14 protein-coding genes are annotated in these 15361 nt (G+C 71.0%); 8 read left to right on the forward strand and 6 right to left on the reverse strand.

The features are described 5' to 3' along the window. Window positions 1-196: 196 nt before the first annotated feature. The gene (locus tag F4559_RS15335) at window positions 197-1633 is read right to left on the reverse strand and encodes an MFS transporter (RefSeq protein ID WP_184669390.1); all 1437 of its coding nucleotides are present in this window, start codon (window positions 1631-1633) and stop codon (window positions 197-199) included. 79 nt (window positions 1634-1712) lie between these two features. Between F4559_RS15335 and F4559_RS15340 the strand changes: the two genes are divergently transcribed. Continuing rightward, window positions 1713-2411, forward strand: a complete 699-nt coding sequence (locus F4559_RS15340; RefSeq protein WP_184669392.1) for a TetR/AcrR family transcriptional regulator — start codon at window positions 1713-1715, stop codon at window positions 2409-2411. A gap of 39 nt (window positions 2412-2450) precedes the next feature. Here F4559_RS15340 and F4559_RS15345 read toward each other — a convergent pair whose 3' ends face one another. Next, on the reverse strand, window positions 2451-3260 hold the full coding sequence (locus F4559_RS15345; protein ID WP_184669394.1) for an SDR family NAD(P)-dependent oxidoreductase: 810 nt from the start codon (window positions 3258-3260) through the stop codon (window positions 2451-2453). Window positions 3261-3516: 256 nt separating this feature from the next. Between F4559_RS15345 and F4559_RS15350 the strand changes: the two genes are divergently transcribed. The 4 genes from F4559_RS15350 to F4559_RS15365 all read left to right on the forward strand — a co-directional run bounded on the left by F4559_RS15350 (window position 3517) and on the right by F4559_RS15365 (window position 8661). Next, window positions 3517-4446: an ABC transporter permease gene (locus tag F4559_RS15350; RefSeq protein ID WP_246445215.1), complete on the forward strand. Its 930-nt coding sequence runs from the start codon at window positions 3517-3519 to the stop codon at window positions 4444-4446. 30 nt (window positions 4447-4476) lie between these two features. Continuing rightward, complete coding sequence (locus F4559_RS15355; protein ID WP_184669397.1) at window positions 4477-5532, forward strand: sugar ABC transporter substrate-binding protein; 1056 nt, start codon at window positions 4477-4479, stop codon at window positions 5530-5532. Then, window positions 5532-7028, forward strand: coding sequence for a sugar ABC transporter ATP-binding protein (locus tag F4559_RS15360; RefSeq protein WP_184669399.1), 1497 nt, complete (start codon window positions 5532-5534; stop codon window positions 7026-7028). Before F4559_RS15355 ends, F4559_RS15360 begins: the two co-directional genes overlap by 1 nt. A 346-nt stretch (window positions 7029-7374) precedes the next feature. Further along, window positions 7375-8661 carry an MFS transporter gene (locus F4559_RS15365; RefSeq protein WP_184669401.1) on the forward strand — a complete coding sequence of 429 codons (1287 nt, stop codon included), beginning with the start codon at window positions 7375-7377 and terminating at the stop codon, window positions 8659-8661. A 37-nt stretch (window positions 8662-8698) separates the two neighbouring features. Here the strand turns inward: F4559_RS15365 and F4559_RS15370 are convergent, their stop codons facing one another. Continuing rightward, window positions 8699-9583, reverse strand: a complete 885-nt coding sequence (locus F4559_RS15370; RefSeq protein ID WP_312865669.1) for a PLL family lectin — start codon at window positions 9581-9583, stop codon at window positions 8699-8701. A gap of 328 nt (window positions 9584-9911) precedes the next feature. Here F4559_RS15370 and F4559_RS15375 point away from each other — a divergent pair, with 328 nt between their 5' ends. Next, window positions 9912-10358 (forward strand): MarR family winged helix-turn-helix transcriptional regulator, encoded by a 447-nt coding sequence (locus tag F4559_RS15375; protein WP_184669405.1) that lies wholly within the window; start codon window positions 9912-9914, stop codon window positions 10356-10358. Window positions 10359-10415: 57 nt separating this feature from the next. Here F4559_RS15375 and F4559_RS15380 read toward each other — a convergent pair whose 3' ends face one another. Continuing rightward, complete coding sequence (locus F4559_RS15380; RefSeq protein ID WP_184669407.1) at window positions 10416-11003, reverse strand: snapalysin family zinc-dependent metalloprotease; 588 nt, start codon at window positions 11001-11003, stop codon at window positions 10416-10418. A 260-nt stretch (window positions 11004-11263) separates the two neighbouring features. On the opposite strand from F4559_RS15380, the gene F4559_RS15385 reads away from it, so the two are divergent. Both F4559_RS15385 and F4559_RS15390 read left to right on the forward strand, forming a co-directional pair. Next, window positions 11264-12700: a GMC family oxidoreductase gene (locus F4559_RS15385; protein ID WP_184669409.1), complete on the forward strand. Its 1437-nt coding sequence runs from the start codon at window positions 11264-11266 to the stop codon at window positions 12698-12700. Window positions 12701-12937: 237 nt separating this feature from the next. Continuing rightward, window positions 12938-13786: a class I SAM-dependent methyltransferase gene (locus F4559_RS15390; RefSeq protein WP_184669411.1), complete on the forward strand. Its 849-nt coding sequence runs from the start codon at window positions 12938-12940 to the stop codon at window positions 13784-13786. A gap of 18 nt (window positions 13787-13804) precedes the next feature. Here the strand turns inward: F4559_RS15390 and F4559_RS15395 are convergent, their stop codons facing one another. Next, window positions 13805-14596 carry an ABC transporter permease gene (locus tag F4559_RS15395; protein ID WP_184669413.1) on the reverse strand — a complete coding sequence of 264 codons (792 nt, stop codon included), beginning with the start codon at window positions 14594-14596 and terminating at the stop codon, window positions 13805-13807. Beyond that, on the reverse strand, window positions 14593-15360 hold the full coding sequence (locus F4559_RS15400; RefSeq protein ID WP_184669415.1) for an ABC transporter permease: 768 nt from the start codon (window positions 15358-15360) through the stop codon (window positions 14593-14595). Before F4559_RS15400 ends, F4559_RS15395 begins: the two co-directional genes overlap by 4 nt. Window position 15361 lies beyond the last annotated feature (1 nt).

Consider the following 15361-nt stretch of genomic DNA (forward strand, 5'->3'; position numbering starts at 1 on the left):
GGGTGTCGTTGTGACGGGGAATCGTCGTCCCTGAACCCGTTCGGCCGATGGATCCTCGGTTTCGCTCTCGTCGCCCGATGGCGTGGGGTGACGAGCCGGGCCGCACCGCGGTGGTACCCGCCTCGCCGTGCCTGAATGCACATTTCACAGTGCCTGGACGCACAACTCGCGGTGTCTGAGTGCATGACTCGCGCGGTCAGTCCACAGTGGAGTCTTCGCGGGCGCGTCGGGGCAGGGCGAACGCCAGGACCGCCGTCACCAGCAGCAACGCGGCCGTCGACCACAGCACGGCGTGCAGCGCGCCCGCCTGGTCGCCCGCCTCGAACCGGGTGAAGAAGACCGTGCCCAGCACCGCGACCCCGGCGGCGCCGCCGAGCTGCTGCACCGCGTTGAGCACCCCCGACGCCGAGCCGACCATCGGCAACGTCACGCCCGCGAGCACGATGTCGAAGAACGGCGCGATCAGCAGGCCCATGCCCAGTCCGCACACCGCCAGACCCGGCGCCAGGCTCCACCCGGTCACCGCGCCGTCGACCTCGGTCAGCACCACGACGATGCCCGCCGCCATCACCACCGCACCGACCTGGAGCACCGGACGGCCGAACCGGCGTGCCAGGACCGCGCCCGACAACGCCGCGCCGACCGCGACCCCCAGTGCCCACGGCGCCTGCGCGAGTCCCGCGTCCAACGCGGTGAACCCCAGTCCGAGCTGGAGGTACAGGCCCAGGGCGAGCATCAGGCCGCTCGTCGCGCCGAAGAACAGCACGCCCACGGCCAGTCCGCCGGTGAACGCGCGGGACCGGAACAGCACCGGTTCGACCAGCGGCGAACGCCCGGACCTCGTGCGCCGCACCTGGTGCACGGCGAACAGCAGCAGCACCGGCACGGAGGCCGCGAGCAGGCCGTAGGCCCAGCCCGGCCACCCCAGTTCGCGGCCCTGCACCAGCGGGTACACCAGCGCCAGCAGGCCGACCGTCACCAGGCCCATGCCCACCGGGTCCGGGCGCGTGCCGCGTTCGGCGCGCGACTCGGGCAGCACCTTCCACGCCAGGGCCAGCGTCGCCAGGCCGATCGGCACGTTGATCAGGAACACCGTGCGCCACCCGGCGTCGAACAGGTCCCAGTCGACCAGGGCGCCGGCCAGGATCGGGCCGCCCACGGCGGACAGGCCCATCGCGGGGCCGAAGGCGCCGAACGCCGCGCCGAGTTCGCGCGGCGGGAACGTGGCCCGGATGATGCCGAAGCCCTGCGGGATCAGCATCGCGCCGAACAGGCCCTGCGCCACGCGGCTCGCGATCAGCACGCCGGGTCCGGTCGCCAGGCCGCACAGCGCCGACGCGACCAGGAACCCGGCCAGGCCCAGCAGGAACATGCGCCGTCGCCCGTAGAGGTCGCCGAGACGTCCGCCGGTGATCAGGCCGACCGCGAAGGCGAGCGTGTAGCCGGCCGCGATCCACTGGACCGTCGTGCTTCCGCCGCCGAGGTCGGCCTGGATCGACGGTGCCGCGACGCCGACGACCGTGGCGTCGAGCAGGTCCATGATCTCGGCCGCCAGCACGGCGACCAGGGCGTACCACCGCCATCGGTACGGCGTCGCCGTGCCGTGTGTGCCCGCGACCTGCGTGTCCGTCATCCCAACCCCCTCGAACGGTGTTCGTTAACGAACGCTGTTCTACTTACGAACGCTGTTCGTGTCAACTAGGCTGTCGGGCATGCCACGACCCGCAGACCCCGTCGAGCCGCCCTGGTGGACGCCGCGCAAGCAGCCGACCGCACGGCGCAACCTCACCCGCGAGGCGATCGTCACGACGGCGCTGGCGGTGCTGCGCGAAGAGGGCGTCGACGGCCTGAGCATGCGGCGGATCGCCGCCGACCTGGGCACCGGACCCGCCTCGCTCTACGCGCACGTGGCGAACAAGGACGAGTTGCTGGAACTGCTCGTCGACGAGGTCATGGGCGGGATCGAGGCGCCGGCGGTCGACCCGGCGCGGTGGCGCGAGCAGCTCACCGGGCTGTGGGTCGCGGCCTACCAGGGACTGCTGGCCAACGGCGACATCGCGCGGGCCATCATGGCCCGGGTCCCGTTGGGGCCGAACGCGTTGCGCCTGTCCGAGGCCGCGACGGCGCTGATGGTGGCGGGCGGCGTCGAACCGCGCACGATCGCGTGGTCGCTGGACATCATCAGCCTGTACGTGGTGGGCAGCGCCGTCGAGGACGCCGTCAGCACCGCGTTGGCCCGCTCCGGTCGGGACGCGGGGGAGTACTACCAGGGCATCGCCGACTACCTGGCCGCCCTGCCGGCCGAGCGGTTCCCGCACCTGGTGGCGTTGAGCGCCGAGCACGCCCAAGGCGACCGCGACGAGCGGTTCCGCTTCGGCCTGGACCTGTTGGTGCGCGGGCTGACCGCGTAGAGCGGCCCCTCGGGGGAAGGCCGCCCCACGCGGGCGTGATCAGATGACCAGACCGCCGTTGGGGCTGATCGTCTGGCCGGTCAGGTAGGCGCCGTCGGGGCCCGCGAGGAACGCCACCACGGCCGCGATCTCGGCCGGCTGCCCGAAGCGCCCCAGCGAGATCTGCCGGTTCAGGTCCGCGCGCACGACGGGCGCGATCACGTCGCCCAGCGGGGTGTCGATGTAGCCGGGCGCGATCGCGTTCACCCTGATCCCCAGTGGAGCGACGTCGCGCGCCACCGCCTTGGTCAGGCCCTCGATGCCGCCCTTGGCCGCCGAGTAGTGCGGGATGTGCGCGCAGCCGGTCAGGCCGCAGATCGACGTGATGTTCACGATCACGCCGTCGCCCTGCTCGCGCATGTGCCGCACGGCCGCGCGGGTGCCGTAGAACGTGCCGTCGAGGTGCACCGACAGCATCCGGTGCCAGGCGTCGTCGGAGATGTTGACCGTGGCGTCGATGGTCGTGGTCGGCGTGCCCGACGCGGACTCCTCGATCCGCTTCGCCAACCTGCCGAACGCCTCGTCGGCCTCGGTGCCGCCGCGGATGCCCGCGTTGTTGACCAGCACGTCGAGCCGCCCGAAGTGCTCGACGACCCGCGCCACCGCCGCGTCGACCCGGGTCGAGTCCGCGACGTCCGCGGTCACCGCGAGGCCGTCGCGCACCAGCCCGGCGGTCAGCCCGGCCGCGCCCGCGTCGATGTCGAGCGCGGCCACCCGCGCGCCCTCGGCATCGAGTCGCAGCGCGATCGCCTCGCCGATACCCGAACCCGCGCCGGTCACCAGCGCCACCTTGCCGTCCAAGCTGCCCATGGCGGCTGACGGTAGTGATGTCGAGTTCGGACTTGACAGGTCGGCAAGCGCCGATGCGCTGTTGGTCAAGTGGTGTTCACCATTGGGCAAGCGTTCTGCATCACACCGCTTCAGTCTTGGGCCCCGGACAAGGCGGTCCAGGCAGGTGGACGGAGGCGGCATGACCGAGGTTGACCGACGGAAACCCCCAACAGGTGCGGTACGCGCCGTCGGTGGATTCGGAAAGCAAGCGCTGCGGGCGGAGTCCAGCAGCGTCTTGATCGCGACGATCGTGCTCGTTCTGGTGATCGGCGTGTTGCGCCCGACCTTCCTGAACCCGGGCCAGTTGCTCGACGTGCTCAACAACTCCGTGTACGTCGCGCTGCTCGCGGCGGGTATGGCGTTCCTGCTGGCGATGCGCGAGATCGACCTGTCGGTCGGCGCGACGTTCGGCCTCACGCTGATCGTCACCGCGCTGCTGATCAGGTCCGGGGTGAACTCCTGGCTGGCGATGGTGGTCGGCATCGGCCTGGGCGCGGTGCTCGGCCTGGTCAACGCGATGGTCGTGCGGTACATCGCGATCCCGGCGTTCGTGGCGACCCTGGCGACGATGCAGGTGTTCCGCGGCCTGGCCGTCGCCCTGGGCGACGGCCAGCAGGTCAACGGCCTGCCGCTGGACGACCCGTTCTTCGTCGTGCTCGGCGGCGACTTCCTGGGACTCCCGGTCAGCGTCTGGATCCTCATCCTCGTGACGGCCGGGCTCACCGCACTGCTGCGGTGGACCCCGTTCGGCTACCGGGTGCGCTCGATCGGGTCCAACCCGGACGCGGCGGCGTTCTCCGGCATCTCGATCGCCAACACGCGCACCCTGGTGCTCGTGCTGGTCGGCGCGGTCGGCGGGCTCGCCGGCGTGCTGGGTCTGGCGTTCTTCACGTCGGGTGACCCGAACATCGGACTGGGCTTCGAACTCCAGGCGATCGCCGCGGCGGTCATCGGCGGCACGCCGCTGCGCGGTGGCGTGGCGACCGTGGTCGGCGCGGTGTTCGGCGCCATCCTGCTCGGTGTAGTCGACAGTGGACTCGTGTACTTCAACATCCCCGCGAACTGGAGCGCGTTCACGACCGGCCTGGTCGTCCTGCTCGCGGTGGGGGTTGACAGCGCGTTGCGCAGCAGGCGTCGCGCGCGTGAATCAGCGTTCGGTCTGTAGAACCCCACCACGGCAATGAAAGAGGTCTCGATGCGTCCCCATCGGTTCGTGGCGGGTATCGCCGCAGTCATGATGCTCGCCGCGTGCGGGTCCGGCAACGAAGCCGGGAGTTCCGATCCCAACCGCAAGCTCAACCTCGCGTTCGTGTACGCGACCTCGACGCAGAACCCGTTCCAGGAGATGGCCTTCGGCGCGAAGGCGGCCTCCGACGACGCGGGCAACGTCAACCTCACGCTCAGCGCGCCCAGCGGCATCAACGGTGCCCAGCAGGTCACCATGTTCCAGTCGGCGGTCCGCAACGCCACCGACGGCGTCGCCCTGGAGACGTTGACGCCGGACCTGTTCGTGCGCCCGCTCAACCAGGCGACCGACTCCAAGATCCCGGTCGTCGCCGTCGACACCGCGCCGCCCGCCGGCACCAAGGTCGACCTGTTCATCGGCAACAGCAACACCGACCTGGGCAAGGCGCTCGGCGAGGAGTTCATCAAGAAGGTCCCCGAGGACGCGACCGGCGAGGTCGTGCTCGGCAACGACATCCCCGGCCTGGGCGTGCTGGAGGACCGGCTCAAGGGCGTGCAGGAGGTCATCAAGGCCAAGCGGCCGAAGCTGACCATCAAGGGTCCGTTCGACTCCGGCTCGGAGCCGACGACGAACTTCGAGAAGTGGAACGACATCGTCAAGGCCAACCCGAACGCCCTGGCCTACCTCGGTGTCGGCGCGCAGGACGCGGTGTCCCTGGCGCTGATCCAGAAGAACACCGGCCGCAAGTTCCTCGCCGGCTCCTGCGACCCCGACTCGTCGGCGCTCCAGGCGGTCAAGGACGGCTACGTCTTCGCGCTGGCCTCGCCCGAGCACTGGCTCAAGGGCTACGTCGCGCTGCGCCTGCTCGCCGACCACGCCCGCGGCAAGGAACTGCCCAAGGGCTGGTGGAACACCGGTCAGCTGGTGATCACGTCCGAGAACGTCGACCAGATCATCGCGCGCCAGCAGAACGAGGACACCCGCAAGTCCGCGTTCAAGACCGAGGTCGACAAGCAGCTCGCCGACCCGTCCAAGTACATCCGGCCCATCGGCGAGGCGAACTGATGACAGCCTTCACCGCACGCGGGGTCACCAAGACCTACGGCGGGGTGACCGCGCTCGCGGGCGCCGATCTCACGCTGCGCGCGGGCTCGGTGCACGCCCTGCTCGGCGAGAACGGCGCGGGCAAGTCCACCCTGATCAAGGTGATCACGGGTGCGGTCGCGCCGGACGGCGGCGAACTGCGCATGGGCGAGGAGCCCGTGACGTTCGCCAGCACGGCGCAGGCGGCGGCCAACGGCGTCGCGGTCGTGTCGCAGGAACTGAACCTGTTCCCCGACCTCGACGTCCTGGCCAACCTCTACCCGATGCGCGAGCCGACCAAGACCGGCTTCGTGCACCGGCGGGAGATGCGCGAGCGCGCGCTGCCGGTGTTGCAGCAGCTCGGGCTCGACGTCGACCCGAAGGCGCGGCTGGGCTCGCTGTCGCTGGCCCAGCGGCAGCTCGTCGAGATCGCCAAGGCGCTGCTGGTCGAGCCCAAGGTACTGATCCTCGACGAGCCGACCTCGGCGCTGGACTCCGACAGCTCCGAACGACTGCTCGGCGTGCTGCGCGTGCTGCGCGAACGCCAGGTGGCCGTGGTGTTCGTGTCGCACATCCTCGAAGAGGTCATGAGCCTGTGCGACGAGATCACGGTGCTGCGCGAAGGCCGGACGGTGCTCGACGCCCGGCCCCGCGCGGAGCTGGAGATCGGCGACATCGTGCACGCCATGCTCGGCGGGCGTGAGGTGTCGAGCGTGGCGCGGGCCGCGTCGACGCCCTCGGGTCCGACGCTGAGCCTGGCGGGCGTGACCGTGCCCGACCGGCTGGCCGACGTGACGCTGTCGTGCCGGGCGGGCGAGATCGTCGGCCTGGCGGGACTGGCCGGTTCCGGGAACACCGACGTGCTGGAGGTGATCGCGGGGCTGACCAAGGCCGCGTCGGGCACGGTGACCCTGCCCGACGGCAAGGGTGCGCCGCGCGACTTCCGCTCTGCCATCGCCGACGGCGTGGCCCTGGTGTCGGGCGACCGGCGCCGGGTGGGTCTCATGCTGGACAAGCCGATCTGGGAGAACATCTCCCAGGTCCAGCCCGTGGCCCTGGCCGGTGCGACCCGCAAGCTCAGCTCGAAGGCACTCCGCGGCACCGCCCACGGCCTCGCCGAACGGGTGGGCGTCCACCCGATCGACGTGGACCTGCGGGCGGGCCTGCTCTCGGGCGGCAACCAGCAGAAGGTGGTGCTGGCCAAGTGGCTGGCGGCCGACCCGACCGTGCTGCTGCTGGACGACCCCACCCGAGGGGTCGACCTGGGCGCACGGGCCGAGATCCACGCGTTGCTGCGGTCGATCTCGGATTCGGGCAAGGTCGTCGTGCTGTGTTCGACGGACCTGGACGAGTTGGCCGCGATCTGCGACCGCGTGCTGGTCTTCCACCGGGGCCGGCTGTGCGCGGAACTGGCGGGCGATTCGATCGACCAGCACACCCTGTTGCACACGATGAATACGGGGACCACCACCGAGTAGTACCCGTCCTCGGCGCCCGTCGCGGTTCTGCCGCGACGGGCGCCTTTTCGTGCGCCGGTCCACGCGAATCGACGGGAAAGGGACGGAACGGAACCGGTCCAGGTCGGCGGCCGTCTTCTTTTACGGGAGGCACCGCGGACCCGGTCACCGGCGGTGGCCGCCCACCGGGGGTGTGCGGGTGCGGGCGGTCGGCGAGGGGTGTCGCCCGCACCCGCCCGGCCCGACTTGCGGGACGTGAGAGTTCCCACCTGTGCTATGCGGGAACTAGTTCGCGGGCCTAACTTAATCGGGTACGGAATCCGACCGCCCGCCGTGGCGCGACGAACCGAGAGGACCCGACCGGATCATGTGTGCCGCCTGCGGTGTACCGACGCACGACCCCCAGGCCGCGCCGGTCACCGGTTCCGCCGCGCCGCCGCGCAAGTTCGCGGCCCTGCGCAACAAGGACTGCCGCCCGTACCTGATCGGTACGGGCCTGGCGATGATGGCCGACAACATCGAGCACGTCATCACCTACTGGGTGCTGTGGGAGAAGTTCCGGTCGCCCGCGCTGACCGGGTTCCAGGTGATCAGCCACTGGGTGCCGTTCCTGCTGTTCTCGCTCTGGTTCGGCGCGCTCGCCGACCGCTACGACTGCCGCCGGGTGATCCAGGCGGCGCAGGTCCTGTTCATGGCCGTGTCGGCGGCGTGGGGCGTGCTGTTCCTGACCGACTCGCTGACCGTGGAATGGGCGTGCGTGCTGCTCGTCCTGCACGGCCTGGCCGGCTCGCTGTGGACACCGGCCGAGCAGCTCATGCTGCACGACTTCGTCGGCCCGGAGGAGCTGCCCAGCGCGGTCCGGCTCAACGCCACGTTCCGCAGCCTGGGCATCCTGTTCGGACCGGTCGTGGGCTCGGCGCTGCTGCTGGGCCTCGGTCCGACCTGGGGCATCTTCGCCAACATCGTCTTCTACCTGCCGCTGACCGTGTTCCTGTTCCGCACGAAGTTCACCGGCCACACCCGTGACAGCGCGCCGCGCACCCGGATCGGCGCGCTCGAATCGCTGCGCGTGCTGCGCGAGGTCGGTTCGAACCGGACGCTGGTCAGCATGATCATCCTGGCGGGCCTGGGCTCGTTCTTCGTCGGCGCGTCGATCCAGTCGGCCATGCCCACGTTCGCCAACGACCTGGGTGCGGGCAGCGAGGGCACGGCGTACGGCGTGCTGCTGTTCGCCAACGGCATCGGCGGTGTGATCGGCGGCATCCTGCTGGAGGCGACGAACCGGGTCAAACCGGGCGTGACCGCCGCGGTGATCGCGACCGTGATCTACGGCGTGTCCACGCTCGGGTTCGCGCTCACCGGCAGCTACCTGCTCGCCGTCGTGCTGCTGGTCGTCGGCGGCGTGGCCAACCTGGCGTCGATGTCGATCTGCCAGACGGTCGTCCAGCTCCAGAGCCCGCCGGACAAGCGCGGACGCGTGCTCGGCGTCTACGGCATGTCCTCGGGCGGCCTGCGCGCGGGCAGCGGGTTCACCGTCGGCGTGTTCGGCGCGTTCGTCGGTCTGCACACCTCGCTCGCCATCAGCTCGGCGGCGTTGTGCGTCGGTACGGCCGCCGCGGGCGTCCACGCGCTGCGCGGTCGGCGCGCGAAGTAGGCGGTGACGGGCGCTTCCGCGCCCGTCACCTCAGGACTCACGCATACCACTTGTGCCACAGGTGGTTGTCCAGCCCGGCCACGAACACGTCGATCCGGTTCGGACCCCACGACACCGCGCCCGGGTTGTGCAGGAACTGGCCGCCCAGGCTCTCCCAACCGCGCCACGCCACGCCGTCCCACCAGCGGTGCCAGAGCGCGTTGTCGGTGCCCTTGGCGAACACGTCGAGCCGGTTGGCCGACCACGAGGACACGGTCGGACCGGCGGTGATGACGCCGCCGAGGTCCTCCCAGCCCGACCACGAACCGTTCCACCACCTGTGCCACAGGTGGTTGTCCGTGCCCGCGCCGAAGATGTCGATCCGGTTCGGACCCCAGGAGACCGCGGCCGGGTTGTCGATGATGATCCCGCCGAGGCTCTCCCAGCCCTGCCAGGACGAGCCGTTCCACCACTTGTGCCAGACCGCGCCGTCCGTGCCTCTCGCGAACACGTCGAGCCGGTCGGCCGACCAGGACGAGACCGCCGGACCGGCGGTGATGATGCCGCCGAGGTCCTCCCAGCCCGACCACGACGAGCCGTTCCACCACCGGTGCCACAGGTGGTTGTCGGTGCCCCGGCCGAACAGGTCGATCCGGTTCGGGCCCCACGACACGGCCGCCGGGTTGTCGATGATCACGCCGCCCAGGCTCTCCCAGCCCTGCCACGAGGAGCCGTTCCACCACTTGTGCCAGACCGCCGAGTCGGCGCCCCGCACGAACACGTCGAGCCGGTTCGACGACCACGACGACACCGTCGTGCCGGCGGTCAGCGTCCCGCCCAGGTCCTCCCAGCCCGACCAACCCGCCGCGCGCGAGGGCGACGCGGCGACCGTCGACGAGCCGAACAGCACCAGGCCGGCCGCCACCGCCACGAGGGACTTCACGATTCGAGTGCGCAAAGCATTCCTCCGTCCGGATACGTGAAATGCGGCGACCCGGGGCGACGCTAACACCACCGGCCCGGTCCGGACGAGTGAGAACGGAAGGAAAACCGGTTGTCGCCCAACTTTTGCGGACCCTGTCACCTGCGCGTTCGTCCAATTCGCCCGACTGTCCGACGGGTCGCGCCCGATCGGACCGCTACGATCGGAATTGCCACGGAAGGCGGAATCGTGGGAAACAATTCGACCCGGGGCCGCCGGAGTCGAACGCACGCGGCGTAAGATGCATCCGCATGCTAATCGACCGCGACGGCCGCAGCAGGGGAACGCGATGACCACGCAACGGGACCTCGACCGCGCCGACTGGCACCGGCTGCACGCGCTGCACGACCGCGTGGAGGCCGCGTTGGAGCGCTCGTTACAGCGGCGGTTCCGGTTCGGGCTCTCGGAGTTCGGCGCGCTGTGCGCGCTGGCCGCGTCGCCGACGGGCGAGCTGCGGATGCAGGACCTGACCGACACCGTCGGTCTCAACCAGAGTTCGGTGAGCCGGCTGGTCGCGCGGCTCGAACAGGCCGGCCTGTGCACGCGCGTGCTGTGCGAGACCGACCGGCGCGGGGTGTACACGGTCATCACGGACGAGGGCCGCAGGGTGCACGACCAAGCGGCCCCCGTCCACGACGACACGCTCGCGGAGATCTACCTGAAGCTCACGGAGGACCCCGATCTGGGCCCGGTGCTCGACGCCGTGCGGTCGGCGTCGACGACCTCGGCCCGCTGAGGCCGGGCGGGTGGCCCGGAGGGCGGCGGTGCGCACCGCCCCCCGGTGTGTCCCGCGTCAGTACACGTAGCACTCCGTGTTCTTCGTGCCCTTCACGGTGAGCGACGCGCCGAAGCCCGCCTGGGCGGGCGCGGCGAGCGAGCCGCGGAACTTGCGGTCCACCTCCGCCTTCTCGGCCGCGTTGGGCAGGTCGTTCTTGCACGTCGCCGGTGCGCTCGACCCGGACATCAGGTCGGTGCACAGGCCGGTCCGCCGGTCCGGCAGGCCCAGGATGTGCCCGATCTCGTGGGTGGTGATCCGGGGCTTGTAGTGGCCCTGCTGGACCGCCTGGCGTCCCATGTAGACGGTGCCGTTGCCCAGCGTGGACGGGATGGCCCGGGGCCAGCCGTTGTCCGCGAGGACCCGGATGTTGGTCGGCGAGCCGGCGGTCTTCTTCGCCAGCTTGACGTTCACGACCGACTTGTTCCAGTTCTCCGCGGCCTTGTCCCAATCCGCGACGAACTCCTGGGCCTGGCTGGTGTCGTAGTACAGGGTGCGCACCAGCGCGTTCGCCTCCGCCGCCGGCGCGGCGGTCGCGACGGCGGCCATCGGCGCCATCAGACCCACGGCCAGGGCGGCGACACCGGCCACCTTTCGGAGCTGCATGTCGATCTCCTTGTGAGCAGGGAAAAGCAGGGAGCGGGTGACAGGGGTGCTCCCGTCCCCAAACAACCAGGGCCCTCCGACGCGCACCAGAGCCGTCCGTATGGTCGTGTTGACGGTGGGAATCCCAGGTGTCAGCACCGTCCACTGCATGCGTGATTGACGCGGCGGGCGTATCGACTGGCGGCGTGGTGCGCGGCACACCAACGGCCGTGCGCTGCGTGGCATGGCGCGGTGGCGTCGGCTTTGTTAGACCACATCACATGGACGCCGACTACATCGTCGTGGGCGCGGGCAGTGCCGGTTCGGCCCTGGCCCGCAGGCTGCTGGACCGCACGGCCGGCACGGTGCTGCTGCTGGAAGCGGGCGACAGCGACACGAACCCCGCCATCCACGACCCGATGCGCATGCACGAGCTGTGGGACAGCCCGCAGGACTGGGGGCTGCGCACCGTGCCCCAGGCCGACGCGGCGGACCGCAGTCTGCACCTGCCGCGAGGCAAGGTGCTCGGTGGTTCCCACGCGCTCAACGCGATGATCCACGTGCGCGGCAACCCGATCGACTACGACGACTGGGCCGCGCGGGGCTGCACGGGCTGGAGCTGGGCGGACGTCGAACCCGTCTTCGAACGCCTGGAGAAGGGGCCGCTGACGATCCTGCGCGAACCGGCCGTCGACCCGGTGCAGGAGGCGATCCTGGCGGGTGCGCAGGCGGCGGGGCTGCCCTACAACCCGGACTACAACAGCGGCGACCAGCTCGGCGTGAGCCGCATGCAGTTCACGATCGACGCGGGCGTGCGGCACACGACGGCGCGGGCCTACCTCGGTCCGGTGCTCGACGACCCGCGCCTGACCGTCGTGACGGGTGCTCACGTCCGCCGCCTGCGGATCGAGGCCGGTCGGTGCGTCGGTGTCGAGTGGACGGTGGGCGCGGAGTCCTTCGACGCGCGGGCGAACGCGGAGGTCGTGCTCAGCTCGGGGGCGATCGGGTCGCCGTTGCTGCTGCTGCGGTCCGGCATCGGCCCGGCGGACGAACTGCGTGCCCTGGGCATCGACGTGGTCGTGGACCTACCGGGCGTGGGCCGCAACCTCCAGGACCACTGGCTGGTGCCCGTGGTGTTCGGCTCGACGCGGCCCGTCGAGCACCTGCCCGGCCTGCCGCACGCCCAGACGCACCTGTTCTGGCACAGCCGTCCGGGACTGCCGGGACCGGACCTGCAGCCGCTGCACTTCAGCGTGCCGCTGTACGACTCGTGGATGAAGGGTCCGGCCGAGGGCTTCTCCCTGATGGCCGGCCTGATCCGCCCGGAGAGCACGGGCCGCATCACCCTCGGCGGTCCCGACCCGGACGCCCTGCCGCTGATCGACCCGCGGGTCCTGTCGGAGAAGTCCGACGTGGACGCGCTCGTCGCCGCGGTGGAACTGTGCCGGGAGATCGGCAACTCGACCCGCTGGGAGTCCACCGAGCTGTACCCGGCTTACCACGACGTGCGCGAGTACGTGCGGCGCACCGTGGTCACCTACCACCACCAGTCGGGTACCTGCGCGATGGGCTCGGTCGTCGACCCGGACCTGAAGGTGCGGGGGATCGAGGGGTTGCGCGTGGCGGACGCGTCGGTGATGCCGTCGATCGTCTCGGGCAACACGAACTCGCCGACGATCATGATCGCGGAGAAGGCGGCGGAACTGATCGCGGGGTAGCGGCGCCAGGCCGGAGGGCGCCCGGTTCGGGCGCCCTTTCGGCACGGCGGCGGAATCGGCCGATGTCGGGACCTTGGGGGGTGGTCGACCGGCCCGTCGCGGACTAGAAAGGGTTCCGCGTGTTTTGGGCATGGGCAACGGAAACGGGGGGATCTGATGTCGGCTTCCGTCGGAGCGGGACGGTCCGAAGGGGAGACCCGGTCGATCCCGGCTGGCCCGGAAACGTTGCGCGAGGTCATGTCCCGATTCCTGGACACCGGCGAGGTGCCGTCGCCGGACTGCGCCGCCGTGGCCACGGTCTCGTGCACGACGCTGTACCGGGACGACGCCGCGTTCGCCGCCTACGCCGTATCACGGCAGACCTCGACCACCACCGACGACGGCGCGCGCCGGGAATCGCTGTGCCGCGGTGAACTCGACCTGGCGGGACGCGGCGACCTGGGCCGGGTGATCGACCTGATGTGCGGGGTCGGCGGGCACCTCGCCGCGGTGAAGGGCTCGGACCTGGGCTGGACCTCCTACACCGGGATCGACGTCAACCCCGTCGCGGTGGAGGCCGCGCGACAGGCGCACGGCGGGGACGACCGGGTCGACTTCGTCGAGGCCGACATCGCGACCTGGCGGCCCGAGCCGGGGACCGCCGACACCGTCCTGCTCATGTACGAGGCGCTGAACGCGCTCGGCCCGACCCGCACGGTCGCCCTGCTGGAGGTGATCGCGGGCGTGCTGGCGCCCGGTGGCGTGGCGTTGGTCGACGTCGCACCGCCGGCCGACCGGGGCGCGGCGCGCGAGGCCGTCCTGCTGCCCGACCCGCAGACCGCGGTCCTGAGCGGTGTCGACGACGCGGGATCGGACGCCACCCAGCGGCTCTCCGCGCACACCGTGCACTTCGTCGGTGCCGACGGCTGTCGGCTGCACTTCAGCCACCTGTGGTGGGAGCCGACCGCGGACCTGCTGCGGGCGCTGTTCCACCGAGCCGGTCTGGACATCCGGTCGGAGCACCGGGTCCACGGGGACGTGGTCAGCGACAAACCCTCCACCGCGCAGTCGATCCAGTTTGTGCTCACCAGGGCCGGAGACCGCTGACGGGACCCGGCCCCGGGGTCACTCGTCGAACTCGATCGACCCGTTCCGCCGGCCGCCGTCCACCAGGCGGCCGAACACGCCGAGCGCGACCGCGAGCCACGCCGCACCCACCAGCGCCTCCGTGCCGGCCTGGAGCAGCACAGCGCCGGCCTCGCCGCCGGCGAGCACGAGTCGCACCGCCGCCAGTCCGTGGGTCAACGGAAGCACGTTCGCCACCACCCGTACCACCGTCGGCCAGTAGTCGACCGGCACCTGCACGCCGCAGATCGCCATCAGCCCCAGGTAGGCCAGGTTGCCCACGACGTTGCGCAGCTCCATGAAGCGCAGCACCACGGCCGCGAGCACCAGCCCGAAGCAGTACGTCGTGATCGACACCAGCAGCACCAGCGGCAGCACGGCCAGCGACCGGATCCGGATCAGGTCCGGCTCGAACACGAGTCCGACCGCGAACAGGGACACCGACGAGGTCAGGGTGCCGCTGAGCACCCAGTGCACGCTCCGGCCGCAGAACACGACCGCGGGCCGCGCGCCCGACGCCACCAGCAGCGGCAGGGTGCCCGCGCGCCGCTCCCAGGTGGTCGAGGCGACCACCATGCAACTCTCCAGCGCCGCGATCAGGACCGCGTTGCCCACCAACAGGTACTCCCGGTGGACCGCCGGTCCGACCAACCGGCTCACCAGGGTGAAGAACGCGACCTGGCACAGCACCCGGAACAGCCAGCCCGCCAGCCAGCTGCGCACCGTGTAGACCGAGGCGTAGTCGGCGAACCCGGTGATCGCGGAGAGGCGCAGGACCCGCAGGGTGTTCACGACAGCGTCACCGCCCCGGTCGCGCGGACCCTGGTGAGCACCCGCCGCATCAGGACCACGCCGACGGCGAAGCCGCCGCCGCCCAGCAGCAGGATCATCGCGATCCCGGTGCCCGTCGCGACCACGCGCGGGCCGCCGAGGCTCTGCCGCAACAGGTCGGTCGACCAGGACAGGAACACCAGACGGCTCACCGGTCGCAGCCAGTCCGGCAGCAGCGCGGTGGGCACCATCGCGCCGCCGAGCAGGAACACCGGGTAGCTCAGCGCGTTCTGCAATACCCGGGCCGACCTGGCCAGCACGAACAGCCCGGCCAGTGCGGTGGCCGTGCCGACCATGGCCGCCACCGTGCAGAGCAGCACGCCGGCGAACAACGCGGGATCGGCCACGGGCAGCAGCACACCGGTCACCGCCCAGCACACCAGCCAGCTCTCCGCGACGGACACCAGGCTCAGCGCCGTGATGGTGCCGACCCGTCCGAGCACCACGACGGTCAACGAGACCGGTGCGGCCACGAGCAACTCCAGGCTGCCGTTCGCGCGCTCCTCGTCGACCGTCTCGCCCGAGACCGTCAGGCCGATCGACCACAGGGCCATGACCCCGGGCGCCAGCACCGCGTACGCCATCAGGTCGGGGCGCCCGGCGAGGTCGACGATCGACAGGAAGACCAGGCTGTACAACGGGGTCGCCACCAGCGCCTGCAACGATCCCGGTGACCGGCGCAGCCGCTCCAGCTGGAGTCGGACCGAGGCGAGGAAGATCGTCATC

This window comes from Saccharothrix violaceirubra (genome assembly GCF_014203755.1).
GTDB classification, from domain to species: domain Bacteria; phylum Actinomycetota; class Actinomycetes; order Mycobacteriales; family Pseudonocardiaceae; genus Actinosynnema; species Actinosynnema violaceirubrum.